Origin of the sequence: Pseudoalteromonas sp. 5Ae-yellow, assembly GCF_014077565.1 — a bacterium.
Taxonomy (GTDB): Bacteria; Pseudomonadota; Gammaproteobacteria; order Enterobacterales; family Alteromonadaceae; genus Pseudoalteromonas.
Window position 1 is genome coordinate 37,978 of sequence record NZ_JACGWD010000022.1, and the last position, 14,165, is coordinate 52,142.

Below are 14,165 nucleotides of genomic sequence, written 5' to 3' on the forward strand. Positions count from 1 at the left end.
ATGATAGGCCGCTTAAATGGTATTTTAGTCGAAAAACAGCCACCAGAAATATTACTCGAAGTAAGTGGTGTAGGTTACGAAGTACAAATGCCAATGACCTGTTTTTACGATTTACCAAAAATTGGTGAAAACGCGATTGTTTACACCCACTTTGTAGTGCGTGAAGATGCTCAATTATTATTTGGTTTTAATAATAAAGTTGAACGCGCCTTGTTTAGAGAGCTATTAAAAGCAAATGGCGTTGGTCCAAAACTTGGCTTAGCTATTTTATCGGGCATGTCGGCAAAGCAATTTGTAAGCTGTGTAAATAACGAAGACTCAACGTCGCTAGTTAAATTACCGGGTGTAGGTAAAAAAACAGCCGAGCGTTTAGTACTCGAAATGAAAGACAGATTAAAAGATTGGGGTAATGATTTATTTATGCCATTTAGCGACAGCGCAGTAATAGAGCCAATGAGCGATGCGACAATAGCTAATAACGCAGCCGATGATGCCGTATCGGCACTGCTTGCATTAGGTTATAAATTGCCACAAGCTCAAAAAGCAGTAAAATCGATAAGCAAACCCGATATGTCTACTGAGGTTCTTATTAGAGAATCTTTAAAATCAATGTTGTGAGTAACCCATGATTGAAGCGGATCGCTTAATTGATGCGACTGAAAAAACAAATGAAGACTCTATAGATCGTGCAATAAGACCAAAACTTTTAGCCGACTACAGAGGCCAGCCTCATGTTAAGCAGCAAATGGAAATTTTTATTGAAGCTGCCCGAACCCGTGGTGAAGCGCTCGATCATTTATTAATATTTGGCCCACCAGGGCTAGGTAAAACCACGCTTGCAAATATCGTAGCCAACGAATTACACGTAAGTATTAAAACAACATCCGGCCCTGTACTTGAAAAAGCAGGCGATTTAGCTGCGTTACTTACTAATTTAGAAGAAGGCGATGTACTGTTTATTGATGAAATACACAGATTAAGCCCACAAGTTGAAGAAATACTGTATCCAGCAATGGAAGACTACCAGCTTGATATAATGATTGGTGAAGGCCCAGCTGCGCGTTCTATTAAATTAGACTTACCTGCATTTACACTTATTGGTGCCACTACGCGAGCAGGCTCGCTAACATCGCCACTGCGTGACCGTTTTGGTATTGTGCAGCGATTAGAGTTTTATTCTGTAGAAGATTTGTCGCACATAGTAGGGCGCTCTGCACATTATCTTGGTTTAGAAATGTGTGACGACGGCGCAACCGAAATTGCACAACGTTCACGTGGTACACCACGTATTGCAAACCGTTTATTACGGCGTGTACGCGATTACACACAGGTAAAATCTGACGGTACAGTAAATGCCGAAGTAGCTAAGCAAGCGCTTGATATGATTGATGTAGATAAAAGTGGTTTTGATTATATGGATCGCAAATATTTACTCGCCATAATTGAAAAATTCATGGGCGGCCCAGTAGGACTCGACAATGTAGCTGCAGCTATTGGTGAAGAGCGTGAAACAATAGAAGATGTAATAGAGCCGTTTTTAATTCAGCAAGGGTTTATTCAGCGTACTCCGCGTGGGCGAATAGTGTCTGACAGTGCATACCATCACTTTGGTTTACTTCCTAAAAAAGATTAGCCTCATCATATACATTACTTGCTGTGGTTTATTGCGCAGCAGGTAATTGTCTCAGTATCCCTTTGTTTCAAATTATTATACTCAAAACCTCAACACTCTGTTGCAAATGTTATTTCAAAATACTAATACGCTTTATAGTTAACTGTTAATTCACAGGGCGTTAAGACTCGCGAAGCTATCCTGCGTACCATTCAAACTAGTAAGCGAATTACTTATTGTAAATTAGGTAGGGCAATTATTAGTTTATAAATAAAATATGTAGCGCACTAAATTGCAGGCAAAAAAAAGCCCGCAAAAAATGCGGGCAAACAACAAGTTGAAGGAAGTAATCCAGGGGAACTACGTTTTACTAAATTTGGTTTTATCCAGAAAGAGTAAAACAATGTAATACGATAAAATACCCTATTACTAAGAACTTGGCTTAATGAAACTATCTCATTCAGTGCGCTAGCTCGGTATGGGAGAATGATACGTAAGTTTACTTTTTTGTTCAAACTAGAAAATTTGTATTTTCAGATTAGAAAAACTAATTTAGTGAATTTTATTGTTGTTTGAATCTTGTGCGTTAATTAATCGTTAAATTTATAAGTTTATGAAATTTATAACTTAAGTAATTTATTTCGTTATAGCTCGGTATTAGTTTTACTATTACGTACAGGTGAGGCTTATAGGTTTTGAGTGTTTATGCTCTTATTTTGAATAAACGGCGCATTTTATGACGTTTCATGTATATATTTACGCATATTTACAGTTAGCGAGTTTGTTTAAAAGTTTAAATAAAATACTGAGGCAAAGGGAAATGCCAACTAAAGCTGTTTTTTAACGTTTTTTGTTGCCTATTCATAGCAATACCGTTGTCAGCTTGAAATGGACTAGATACACTAGATGCAACTTTTGGCCGTGTAAGCGGTCATATTTACACAAATTAACCAATTTGCCGTATTTTGAAATTATTTAGGAGTTTAACGTGGGATCAGGGCTTAATTTTTTAGATCTAATTTTAGAAGCAAGTTTGCTTGTTCAATTAGTAATGTTAGGGCTAGTTGCCATGTCTGTAATGTCGTGGACAATTATATTTCAACGTAAAAAAGCAATATCGGATGCGCTAATAAATGCTAAGAAATTTGAGCAAAAGTTTTGGTCGGGTATTGATTTAAGCAAATTATATAACGAGATATCGTCACGCAGCGGTCAGTCTCAAGGCATTGAAGCTTTGTTTACTTCGGGCTTTAAAGAGTTTGCTCGCCATAAAAAGAATACATTTCAAAGTGCGAGTATTGTTATGGAAGGAACGCACCGCTCTATGCGTGTTGCGCTTTCTCGTGAAATTGAAAAAATGGAATCTAGCCTATCGTTTTTAGCAACAGTAGGTTCTATAAGTCCGTACATCGGTTTGTTTGGTACAGTGTGGGGTATAATGAATGCCTTTATTGCACTAGGTGAAGTTAAGCAAGCTACATTACAAATGGTAGCACCTGGTATTGCAGAGGCACTTATTGCCACTGCTATGGGTTTATTTGCGGCGATCCCTGCTGTTATTGCTTATAACCGTTTTTCAAACAGTGTTGAAAAGCTTGAGTCTCACTATATTAACTTTATGGAAGAGTTTGCTAATATTTTACACCGTCAAGCAGCTACACAAATAGAGGCACAAGCGAATGTATCAGCGTAAAAAGCGCCGTCCGGTCGCAGAGATTAATGTAGTACCTTACATTGATGTAATGTTGGTACTACTTATAATATTTATGGCTACAGCACCGCTTATTACGCATGGTGTAAAAGTTGATTTACCCAAAATGGAAGAGTCTGATTTAGTTGATACTAAAGATACTCCGCCTATTATTGCCTCAATAGATGCACAAGGTAAATATTACGTGAGTGTAGGTACTGATCCTGAAGAGCCTATGGAAGCACTTGATGTAGCTGCGGTTATAAAATTACAGCTAATGAAAAACCCTGACGTGCCAGTCATGATTAAAGGCTCGGGTAAGGTGTCGTATCAAGAAGTATTATTACTAATGGATTTTTTGAAAAATGCAGGCGTACCATCAGTAGGATTAATGACTGAATCCTTTGAGGGGAAGTAGCTGTATGAATAGTTCAGTAGTAAAATCAATAGTACTTCATTTAGGGATTGGTGGATTTTTGTATGCTTCTGCAAATATTCATCCGCCAACACCTAAAGTAATGGAAGTAACGCTAAATTCGGCTATACCTACGCCAGATAAAGCGGTATCAGCCGTTACAGTTGATCAAAAACAAGTTGAGCAAAAAATTGCTGAACTTCAAAAGAAAGAAAAAGATAAAAAAAGTGCTGAAGATAAACGTATCCGTGATTTAGAACGTAGAGCGGCCAATGCACGCAAGCAACGCGAATCAGAAGCACGTAATATTAAAAAGTTAGAGCAACAGCGAAAGGCGAAAGAGAAAGAAAAAGCGCAAGCCGAGGCAGAAGCTAAAAAAGCACGTGCCATTGAGCAAAAAGAGCGTGCTAAAGCTAAGCAAGCCGAAAAGCAAAAGCAAGAAGCTGAAAACGCAGCAAAAGCAGCAGCTGACAAACGCAAAGCTGAAGAAGAAGCGCTTAAAAAAGCAGAAGCTGAGCGCAAAAAGCGTGAAGAGGAAGCAAAAGAGCGTGCTGCTGAGGCCGAACGTAAACGCCAGCAAGCAATGCAAGAGCAAATGTTACAAGAGCAACTTGCCAAAGAGCAGGCTGCCCGTAGTAAAATACGTCAGCAACAAGTGGTGAGCGAAGTGGATAAGTACCGTGCATTAATTATGGCGCGTATTCAGCAAAACTTACTGATTGATGAAAAAATGAAAAACCAACAGTGCCGAGTTAATATTCGTTTGGGCTTTAATGGTTTAGTAACGCAAGTTAAATCATTAGGTGGAGACAAGCTAGTATGTGAAGCTGCATTAAGAGCAGTGCGCATGGCTGACACATTACCGGTATCTAAAGATAAAGACGTATTCGAAAAACTTAAGAATATTAATTTAACAATCAAGCCAGAATTTTAAAGGAATGATATGTTCAACAAAATAAAAATAGCCTGTTTAGTTTTACTGTTTGGGTTTACGGGTGTTGCCAATGCAGCGCTTGAAATTGTAATAACAGAAGGTGTAGACGGTGCAAGGCCTATAGCCATTGTACCTTTTAAATACCAAGGTGTTGGTCCAATCCCTGAAAAGCTAAGTGGTGTTATTGCTGCCGATTTAATGCGCAGTGGTAAGTTTAAACCTGTTGATGTGGCGCAAATGCCGCAACAGCCAAGTAAAGATGGCGAAATTGATTATGCGTCTTGGGTTAATAAAGGTGTTGAAGCTGTTCTTGTTGGTGAGGTTGAACAACAAACTGATGGGCGTTATTTAGTCCGTTATGAATTAGTTGATGTGATTCGTGGCCAAATTACTGGTGGCAATACGCAAATGATGAGTAACGGTAAGTTAGTTAAAAGCCAAGATCATATTTTAGAAGCGCGTGAAAGTGTTATTGGCGAGAGTGGTTTTCGTCGTTATTCACACCGCATTAGTGATGTAATTTATGAAAAGCTAACGGGTGAAAAGGGCGCGTTTTTAACTAAAATTGCATATGTAATAGTACGTGATAACGATCTTAAACCTTATCAGTTAGTTGTTGCCGATTACGATGGTTTTAACGAACAGGTGTTACTTCGTTCAAAAGAACCATTAATGTCGCCAGCATGGTCACCAAATGGTACTAAATTAGCGTATGTAACGTTTGAAAACCGTCAAAGCCAAATTTACATTCAAGATATATACACAGGTAAGCGTGAAATAATAGCAAGCTACCGTGGTATTAATGGTGCACCGCAGTTTTCGCCAGATGGTAAAAAGCTATTATTAGTGCTTTCTAAGGATAAGACGGGTGCGACAGAAGTTTACATGCTTGACCTTGCTACACGTAAAGAAACACGCTTAACAAATCATCGTAGCATAGATACTGAGCCATCTTGGCACCCTAATGGCCAAGATATTGTGTTTACATCTGAAAGGGGTGGTAATGCTCAGATTTATAAGTTAAATTTAAAAACAGGTAGGTCACAACGACTCACCTTTGATGGTGATATGAACCTTGCTGGTTCTATAACACCAGATGGAAAAGAATTAGTGATGGTTAACCGTACCAACGGGCAGTACCATCTTGCTAAGAAAGAGCTGGCTACAGGCGCGTTTCAAGTATTAACGAGAACACGCCTAGATGAATCACCGAGCATAGCGCCAAATGGTTCGATGATTATATACAGCACGCTCCATAATAATAAACAGGTACTTGCGCTAGTATCGATGGACGGCCGCTTTAAAGCACGGTTACCTGTGCTAGACGGACAAGTAAAGGCGCCAGCTTGGTCGCCATACTTACAGTAATATTACTGGTTTACTCAAAATAGGAATCTACTCAATGCAACTTAACAAAATACTTAAAGGCCTGCTAATTGCTGTGCCAGTAATGACATTAGCAGCTTGTAGCTCATCTTCTGATATTGATGAAGGTGCTGCAAACCAATCAAATCAAGGCGTTGTTGAGCAATCAACTAACACTGATACAGTTGAAGTAGCTACAATCTCTCCTGAGCAACAAGCAGAAGAGCAACTTCGTCAAAAGTACGAAGCACTTCGTCAAGAGCAAGTAATTTACTTTGACTTTGATAAAGCAACTGTTGAAGGTAAGTACGCAGATTTACTTCGTGCACATGCTGAGTTTTTAGTTCAAAACCCATCAGTTAAAGTACTAATTGAAGGCCACGCAGATGAGCGCGGTACTCCAGAGTACAACATTGCACTAGGTGAGCACCGTGGCCAAGCAGTTGAAAAATACCTATTAAGCTTAGGTGTTTCAGCTAGCCAAATGTCAGTGGTAAGCTACGGTGAAGAGAAGCCAATGGTTAAATCTCGCACTGAATCAGCTTTCGCTAAAAACCGCCGTGCGGTACTAGTTTACTAAGATAAGAGATATTATGAAGCCGAAAATTATTTTGGCAGCCATGATATTGAGCGGGAGCACCCAGTTAATGGCTGCTCCCGCTCCTGTTTCAGAAGCTGCAAATTCACAATCAAGTATTGAGAAGCGATTAGCGTCGCTTGAGAATATGATGCAGTCGCGTAACTTTTTACAAGTAGAGTTACAGCAACAACTTAACTTGTTACAAGACGAAGTAAGTCAAATTCGCGGTGTAACTGAAGAGCAAAGCTACAAACTTGAAAAAGTACTGCAGCGTCAGCGTGAGTTGTATCAAGAGATTGAAAACCGCGTGAGCCAGGCTTATACACAGCCAACAGCAGCTCCAGTAGTCGATCAGGCGCAGCCAAGCGATGCACAGAGCTACAGCAGTGACTTATCTGAAAATGAAGCGTACGAGCGTGCTGTTGCGTTAATAATGAAAGATAAACGTTATGATCAAGCGATTCCTGAATTTCAAACGTTTTTAACTACCTATCCAAACTCTGTATATGCGTCTAACGCGCATTATTGGTTAGGGCAGTTGCTTACTATTAAAAATGATGGCGTAAAAGCGGTGGAGCATTTTAAAGTGGTTGTTAACGAATTTCCAAATTCTAATAAACGCCCTGATGCAATGCTAAAGTTAGGCACACTTTTACAAGAACAAGGTTCAGCGGCGCAAGCACAAAAAATATTGAGCGATCTTATCAATCAATACCCAAGTACTACCGCTGCAAAACTAGCAACTGATCGTTTGGGAAACTAAAGTTCACCAGCGATTAAATTTCTAGTTAAGGCGAGCAAACTACATGGAAACTCTCGAAGAATCTTGGATTTGCATGTAGTTTGAGCACAAACGGTTTAATTTTGTGCATCTAGACATAAAAACTTAAAAAAAGAGACAATTTCGGTTGCACTCATTTTATAAATAAGTATTATAAGCGCCCGCAGCAAACGAATGGTTACCCCACTCGAAATGCGACAAAAAGAGCGGGTTATTAGCTCAGTTGGTAGAGCAGTTGACTTTTAATCAATTGGTCGATGGTTCAAATCCATCATAACCCACCATTCTTTGAATGGTCTTTTATCGGCGGATTTACGTACAATACTAAGTTGTTATAAAACGCAACGTCAGAGCGGGTCATTAGCTCAGTTGGTAGAGCAGTTGACTTTTAATCAATTGGTCGATGGTTCAAATCCATCATGACCCACCATTCTTTATTCCTCGTGAATACGGTTTGGCATCAATCGGCGGATTTACGTAAGCTTTAACTTAGTAATAAGTTAGCATCTGGAATGGGTTATTAGCTCAGTTGGTAGAGCAGTTGACTTTTAATCAATTGGTCGATGGTTCAAATCCATCATAACCCACCATTCTTTATTCCTTGTGAATAATGACTGGTTCCAATCGGCGGATTTACGCAAAGTAGTAAGTTGCATTTAAACGTAACAATAGAGCGGGTCATTAGCTCAGTTGGTAGAGCAGTTGACTTTTAATCAATTGGTCGATGGTTCAAATCCATCATGACCCACCATTCTTTATTCCTTGTGAATACGGTTTGGCATCAATCGGCGGATTTACGTAAGCTTCATTCATAATTGAATAAGTGCATAGAACGGGTTATTAGCTCAGTTGGTAGAGCAGTTGACTTTTAATCAATTGGTCGATGGTTCAAATCCATCATAACCCACCATTCTATGAAAAGTTATATAAGAGCGGGTCATTAGCTCAGTTGGTAGAGCAGTTGACTTTTAATCAATTGGTCGATGGTTCAAATCCATCATGACCCACCATTCTTTATTCCTTATGAATAGTGTTTGGCATCAATCGGCGGATATACGTAAGCTTCATTCATAATTGAATAAGCGCATAGATTGGGTTATTAGCTCAGTTGGTAGAGCAGTTGACTTTTAATCAATTGGTCGATGGTTCAAATCCATCATAACCCACCATTCTATGACAGTTTAATCGGCGGATTTACGCAAGCTTTTTACAAAGCAGATTTATATTAGAGCGGGTCATTAGCTCAGTTGGTAGAGCAGTTGACTTTTAATCAATTGGTCGATGGTTCAAATCCATCATGACCCACCACTCTCTAATACTTTCCTTTATATTCTTTATATTCTTTTTTAATTTCCTACTTTATTTTTTATAAACAGCCTTACTAGTTTGCTGTTATTTGCTTTCATATTCTCGTATAATTCGCCCTAATTAATGCACTGTAGATAAGTGGTCGAGAAGATGAGTCTAGCTCAAACTATTATGCCTGAAGGTTATATTTTTCCCCCTAAGCCAGCACCGTTAACACAAGACGAGCAAGGCGAATATAAAGCGCGTATAAAACAATTACTAAAAGATAAAAATGCAGTACTTGTTGCCCATTATTATACCGATCCTGAAATTCAAGCACTTGCTGAAGAAACCGGCGGCTGCGTTGCCGACTCGCTAGAAATGGCGCGTTTTGGCGCACGTCACGATGCAGATATGATTATTGTTGCGGGCGTAAAATTTATGGGCGAAACAGCCAAAATTTTAACGCCAAATAAAACGGTTGTTATGCCAACGCTTGAAGCAACATGTTCGTTAGATATTGGTTGCCCGATAGACGAGTTCTCTGCGTTTTGCGATCAGCACCCTGATCGTAAAGTAGTTGTATATGCAAACACCTCTACGGCTGTTAAAGCACGTGCAGATTGGATTGTAACTTCATCCTGTGCACTTGAAATAGTAGAGCACCTCGATGAGCAAGGCGAAAAAATCATTTGGGGCCCAGATAAGCACCTTGGTAGTTATATTCAAAAAAATACCGGTGCTGATATGCTTATGTGGAATGGCGCATGTATTGTACATGACGAGTTTAAAACAAAAGCACTTAAAGACATGAAAGCGCTACACCCAGATGCAGGCGTTTTAGTTCATCCTGAGTCACCAGCAGAAATAGTTGCTCTTGCCGATTCGGTTGGATCTACGAGCCAATTAATCAAAGCAGCGCAAACAATGGACAATAAAAAGTTTATTGTAGCAACTGATCGCGGCATCTTTTATAAAATGCAGCAACTATGTCCAGATAAAGAGTTTTTTGCGGCTCCTACGGCAGGTGAGGGCGCTTCATGTAAAAGTTGCGCACATTGCCCTTGGATGGCAATGAATGGCTTAAAAGCGATTGAAGAAGCCCTCATAAGTCCTAAAGGCAAAGAAGTATTCGTTGATATGGATTTACGCGAAGGCGCTCTTAAATCCTTAAATCGCATGCTTGAGTTTACTGCGAGCATGGCTAAGTAACTTTTAAAGTATAAATTAAAAACGGTTAAGTCTTAGATTTAGCCGTTTTTTTGTGCCTATAGGTAAGTGTTGCTTGATTAGTAAGCATTTAAAGGCCCAAATTTAAAAATGCCTTGCACCTTAAGGGTCTATTTCATACTATAGCGCGCTGTTGCATTACACAATTGCAGCACCGTGGAGGGATGGCTGAGTGGCTGAAGGCGCACGCCTGGAAAGTGTGTTTAGGTTTATCCCTAACGAGGGTTCGAATCCCTCTCCCTCCACCATTATTCTTAGAACCCAGTTACTAATATTGAAAGGTATTAGTAACTGGGTTTTTTAATGCCTAAATTAGGTATTAACTAAATAGAGTGTTGATAACATGCCTATAAGTTCATGTTTTTCAATTGGCTTTGAAACGTAACCATCAAATAACTGCCTGTATATTTCTTTTTGTTCCGTAAAAACATTAGCGGTTAACGCGATAATAATTTGCTCGCTATCAAGCGCCTTAATTTGTTTACATGCCTGAAGGCCATCCATTTTTGGCATTTGAATGTCCATAAAAATAATGTCTGGCTTGTGTGACTCATATAACGAAACTGCTTCCAACCCATTATTTGCAATAATAATGGTGGCTTTAGTTGGTTCAAGCATTGCAGAAGCCACCAGTTGATTTATTTTGTTGTCTTCTGCTAATAAAATGGTTTTGCCAGTTAAATCAGGAAACTCAACATTTTTTGCTGTTAATATATTTTCATCAATCTGTGCTTGATCTAGTGGTAAGTAAACATAAAACTGGCTGCCTGAACCTAATTGACTTGTTACTTTTATTTCACCATTCATTAAGCCTATTAATGATTTAGTGATAGGTAAGCCTAGCCCTGTACCACCGTATTCGCGCGTAGTTGATTGCTCAGCTTGTTCAAAGCGCTCAAACAATCGCTCTATTGCCTTCTCAGAAATTCCAATTCCGGTGTCTGATATACTGCAACATATTTTGTTTTCAGCAGTTAGTCTAAACGTTACTGTAACGCCACCTTTCGATGTAAACTTAATCGCATTAGATATTAAGTTTAAAAACACCTGTCTGAGCCTAACAGGGTCGCCCACCCAATGCTTATGCTTAATATTAATAACAAATTTAAGGTATATGTTTTTATCGCTAGCTTGCAGACCAAGATCGGACTCTAGGTGATGAATAAGTTCAAAAAGATCAAAAGGTTTATGCTCTAATGAAAGCTTACCGGCCTCAATTTTAGAAAAATCGAGAATATCATTAATAATAGTGGTGAGTGAGCGGGTCGAATAAAGTGATTTTTTTAAATACTCTTTTGACTTTTCATTGAGGGGCTGCTCTTGCAATAACTGTAATGTGCCAAGTATGCCATTCATTGGGGTTCGTATTTCGTGGCTCATATTTGCTAAAAACTCAGATTTAGCCTGAGATGCTTGTTCAGCTAGTTCTTTAGCGTGTCCTAGAGCTTGTTCGTGATTAATTTGCTCTGTTAAATCATAAGCAATACCTAAATAGCCAACGATTTCATTTTTATTATTTAATAAAGAGGTGACGCTTATATTAACTTGTACGTGCTTGCCTGTAGAGGAAATGTATGTCCACTGATTGATATCAGGCTCTGTAGCCGTTGCTTTTAAAATCAAGACTTCAAAACTAGGCGGTACAGCTTTATTTAATTCAGTACTAAGCTGGTTCGCTTTTTTTATTATTTCTTCTTTTAAATGAAAAATTGCTGGGTTTTCAATTCCAATAACATCTTGCGCTTTATAACCTAATAACTTTTCAGAGGCGGGGTTAAATAAAGTAATTAAGCCGTTTATGTCGGTTGCAATAATTGAATAACTGGCACTATTTAAAATACTTCGTTGAAGCATACTAATATCGGCAATTTCCTTAGTGCGTAGTTTTACTTCTTTTTCTAATTTTAAATTTGTTTGCTGAAGCATATGCTTATTTTGTTTAGCTTTGACAATTCTTCGCTGCGTTCGTTGTGCCCTACGGTAAAAAAATAGCTGTAGTAATAAAATTATAAACATGCAAATAAGAGTATAAAAAATACCATTGACAATAGCTTGATATTTACCCGGCAAATGCAATGTTTCAATAAATGCGTCTGAAGCACTAAGCGTGAGTTCCCATGTTCTTCCCATCACTTTAATTATTTTAGTTAACTGGTAATTAGCTGAATTGCTTTGAATACCGTAGCTAAAAAAGTCAGTTTTAGCGTTGTTAGCTATATCGCTAATGACTAGCTTATTCTCATCAACTAGCGAGAGAGAGTCTAAAATTTTATTTATTAATAATGGAGCGTATGCCCAGCCTAAGATCTCATTAATGCGTTGCTCTTTATTATCCGCAATCGTAATGCTTTTATAAATTGGCAGTAAAATTAAAAACCCTTGCAGTGATTGCTCATTAGCCTGTACTAAAGTTATAGGGCCCGTGAGTTGAGCCTTATTGTGAGAAGCTGCATTTAATGCTGCTTTTTTACGCATGCTCTCTGAGCCAATATCTAAACCTATTGCTTGTAAATTTTTATGTTCAGGAAAAATATACTGAATAATAAAATGTTCATTATTACCATTATTAAGCTTATTAAAGTTAAATGTTTGAGTGGGTCTATCATATTTTGCAGTATGTAAAAACTGGGTTAGATTCTTAGATGTTACCTTTCGAATGAAACCAATCCCGTTTGCACCGGGGAACTCTTGGCCATAGTTACGACTATTAGAGTAATTAGAAAATGTTTGGTAGTTTAAATTATTAACGCCTATACCGTGTATAAACCCTTTTAAACCGAAGAGCCCATATTTATATAAGTCGATTCTATTCGTTACGCCTGTTGAGAGCGTAGAAAGGCGGTTGTTAAGTGCTTCGTTTATTTTATAGTTAAGTGCGTTTTGGTGTTTAATGTGAGCGAAGAAAGTTAAGACAATACCGCTGATAAGAAAAATGACATGAGCAAGTATAGAGACTAAAAACCCTTTCCTAACCAGTCGTCCTGAGAACATTAACCCATCCTTTATTATTAATATGCTGAGTGTGTATCTACCTCTATCATCAAAATAAATATAGCACTTATTATTCAGGATACAACTTTGTTATTAATTAGAATATATATATTTTATAAAGGTTTAGAGTGGATGTAATATATAAAGTTGATTTTACTCACCAAGATAAGACGAACATGTATATAAATATAATAATTTTTATGTTTTTTGCTACTTTATAGCGAACAACAAAAGTATTAGCTAAAGGTACTGATTTTTATATTTATCGATTTTTTAGTGAATATTAGGTGCTCAAAAAACAACGGATAGCTTTTAGTTTTTGCTTATAACTTTACTTTGTTAAGTTTAAATAAAGTAAAATTTAACCAATATTATGACGCTTTTAAAGGGAACTATCGGTATAGGTTCGAGCGAGCAAGAGACGATGCTCACCTTACTTTTATAATTCATCCGAAACAAAACAAACACTTAATATTTTATAATATGAAAATTAAAACATTAAAAACTTATATTGTTCTATATTTTAGTCGCGTGAAAGAAAACGTGATTACTTAAAATGTAATTACCTTATGACTTGTTTGCCGTGTAGGTCGAAAAAATACACGCTGCTATGCACTGCACAGTGAAAACTTAAACAAAACAAGGTAACGGAGATAACTATGGCTCACCGAGTATCTAAATTACTTGCGGCAACAGGCGCAGTATTAACATGTATTTCTATTCCTTCGTATGCCGCTGTTAATGGGCTGACAGAACAAGATGAATTTAATATAAAACTTAGATCAATTTATTTTGACCGCGACTACGATAACGACGCAAGTGACGATTCAACTTTTGCTCAAGGTATAGAGCTCAATTACACATCGGGTTATATAAACGATTTAGTGAGTGTGGGTGTATCGACTTACACCGTGATGGATATTAATTCTACGGGTTCAGCTGCAGGTAATATTTTGCCAGCAGGTAATGAGAGCGGTGGAGTTGACGATAGCTTTTCTAAATTTGGGCAATATTTTTTAGATTTTAAATTGGGCAACAACGGTCACGTTAAAGTGGGCGGGCAAAAAACCAAAAGTATGTTGCTTAAAAGCTCTGGGAGTCGGGCTATTCCTAATACTTTTAGAGGCGTTTTTGGCGATTACAAAATTGGTAACACTAGGGGCTGTTGATCTTTGTAGTACATATATCAATCAGCCCACATTGGTAGCCACATCATAGTAAATGCTAAAGCGAGCATTGAATGATAATTTCGTTCAAGCTTTTCATACCGCGTGGCTATC

The 14,165-nt window shown here is 38.1% G+C and carries 11 protein-coding genes, 9 tRNA genes and 1 pseudogene; 19 read left to right on the forward strand and 2 right to left on the reverse strand.

Features of this window, described 5'->3' with window-relative positions:
• The 18 genes from ruvA (at position 1) to H4J63_RS08235 (ending at position 10,142) form a co-directional block, all read left to right on the forward strand.
• Entirely contained in the window at positions 1-618 is a 618-nt protein-coding gene (gene ruvA, locus H4J63_RS08150) for a Holliday junction branch migration protein RuvA (RefSeq protein ID WP_182195908.1), read from the forward strand.
• A gap of 7 nt (positions 619-625) precedes the next feature.
• Positions 626-1,633, forward strand: a complete 1,008-nt coding sequence (ruvB, locus tag H4J63_RS08155; protein ID WP_007580382.1) for a Holliday junction branch migration DNA helicase RuvB — start codon at positions 626-628, stop codon at positions 1,631-1,633.
• 967 nt (positions 1,634-2,600) lie between these two features.
• Complete coding sequence (gene tolQ / locus H4J63_RS08160) at positions 2,601-3,305, forward strand: protein TolQ (protein WP_002960643.1); 705 nt, start codon at positions 2,601-2,603, stop codon at positions 3,303-3,305.
• On the forward strand, positions 3,292-3,720 hold the full coding sequence (gene tolR, locus H4J63_RS08165) for a protein TolR (RefSeq protein ID WP_002960641.1): 429 nt from the start codon (positions 3,292-3,294) through the stop codon (positions 3,718-3,720). The genes tolQ and tolR overlap by 14 nt, the downstream gene beginning before the upstream one ends.
• A 4-nt stretch (positions 3,721-3,724) precedes the next feature.
• Positions 3,725-4,651: a cell envelope integrity protein TolA gene (tolA, locus tag H4J63_RS08170; protein ID WP_182195910.1), complete on the forward strand. Its 927-nt coding sequence runs from the start codon at positions 3,725-3,727 to the stop codon at positions 4,649-4,651.
• Between the two features lie 9 nt (positions 4,652-4,660).
• Complete coding sequence (gene tolB, locus H4J63_RS08175) at positions 4,661-6,019, forward strand: Tol-Pal system beta propeller repeat protein TolB (protein ID WP_182195913.1); 1,359 nt, start codon at positions 4,661-4,663, stop codon at positions 6,017-6,019.
• A 34-nt stretch (positions 6,020-6,053) separates the two neighbouring features.
• Positions 6,054-6,596: a peptidoglycan-associated lipoprotein Pal gene (gene pal / locus H4J63_RS08180; RefSeq protein WP_002960636.1), complete on the forward strand. Its 543-nt coding sequence runs from the start codon at positions 6,054-6,056 to the stop codon at positions 6,594-6,596.
• Between the two features lie 13 nt (positions 6,597-6,609).
• Positions 6,610-7,359 (forward strand): tol-pal system protein YbgF, encoded by a 750-nt coding sequence (gene ybgF, locus H4J63_RS08185; RefSeq protein ID WP_182195916.1) that lies wholly within the window; start codon positions 6,610-6,612, stop codon positions 7,357-7,359.
• 226 nt (positions 7,360-7,585) lie between these two features.
• Positions 7,586-7,661 (forward strand) — tRNA-Lys (locus H4J63_RS08190).
• 70 nt (positions 7,662-7,731) lie between these two features.
• Positions 7,732-7,807 (forward strand) — tRNA-Lys (locus H4J63_RS08195).
• 84 nt (positions 7,808-7,891) lie between these two features.
• Positions 7,892-7,967, forward strand: a tRNA-Lys gene (locus H4J63_RS08200).
• 85 nt (positions 7,968-8,052) lie between these two features.
• A tRNA-Lys gene (locus H4J63_RS08205) sits at positions 8,053-8,128 on the forward strand.
• Positions 8,129-8,211: 83 nt separating this feature from the next.
• Positions 8,212-8,287, forward strand: a tRNA-Lys gene (locus H4J63_RS08210).
• Positions 8,288-8,311: 24 nt separating this feature from the next.
• Positions 8,312-8,387 (forward strand) — tRNA-Lys (locus tag H4J63_RS08215).
• A gap of 83 nt (positions 8,388-8,470) precedes the next feature.
• Positions 8,471-8,546: transfer RNA gene (locus H4J63_RS08220), tRNA-Lys, on the forward strand.
• A gap of 63 nt (positions 8,547-8,609) precedes the next feature.
• Positions 8,610-8,685: transfer RNA gene (locus H4J63_RS08225), tRNA-Lys, on the forward strand.
• A 150-nt stretch (positions 8,686-8,835) separates the two neighbouring features.
• On the forward strand, positions 8,836-9,876 hold the full coding sequence (gene nadA, locus H4J63_RS08230; RefSeq protein WP_002962419.1) for a quinolinate synthase NadA: 1,041 nt from the start codon (positions 8,836-8,838) through the stop codon (positions 9,874-9,876).
• A 176-nt stretch (positions 9,877-10,052) separates the two neighbouring features.
• Positions 10,053-10,142: transfer RNA gene (locus H4J63_RS08235), tRNA-Ser, on the forward strand.
• Between the two features lie 64 nt (positions 10,143-10,206).
• Here H4J63_RS08235 and H4J63_RS08240 read toward each other — a convergent pair.
• Complete coding sequence (locus H4J63_RS08240; RefSeq protein ID WP_182195919.1) at positions 10,207-12,885, reverse strand: CHASE domain-containing protein; 2,679 nt, start codon at positions 12,883-12,885, stop codon at positions 10,207-10,209.
• A 659-nt stretch (positions 12,886-13,544) separates the two neighbouring features.
• Here H4J63_RS08240 and H4J63_RS08245 point away from each other — a divergent pair.
• Entirely contained in the window at positions 13,545-14,054 is a 510-nt protein-coding gene (locus tag H4J63_RS08245; RefSeq protein ID WP_259365593.1) for an OprD family porin, read from the forward strand.
• Positions 14,055-14,071: 17 nt separating this feature from the next.
• On the opposite strand, the pseudogene H4J63_RS08250 reads toward H4J63_RS08245, so the two are convergent.
• Positions 14,072-14,165, reverse strand: a pseudogene (locus H4J63_RS08250) (IS5/IS1182 family transposase); the annotation flags it as partial.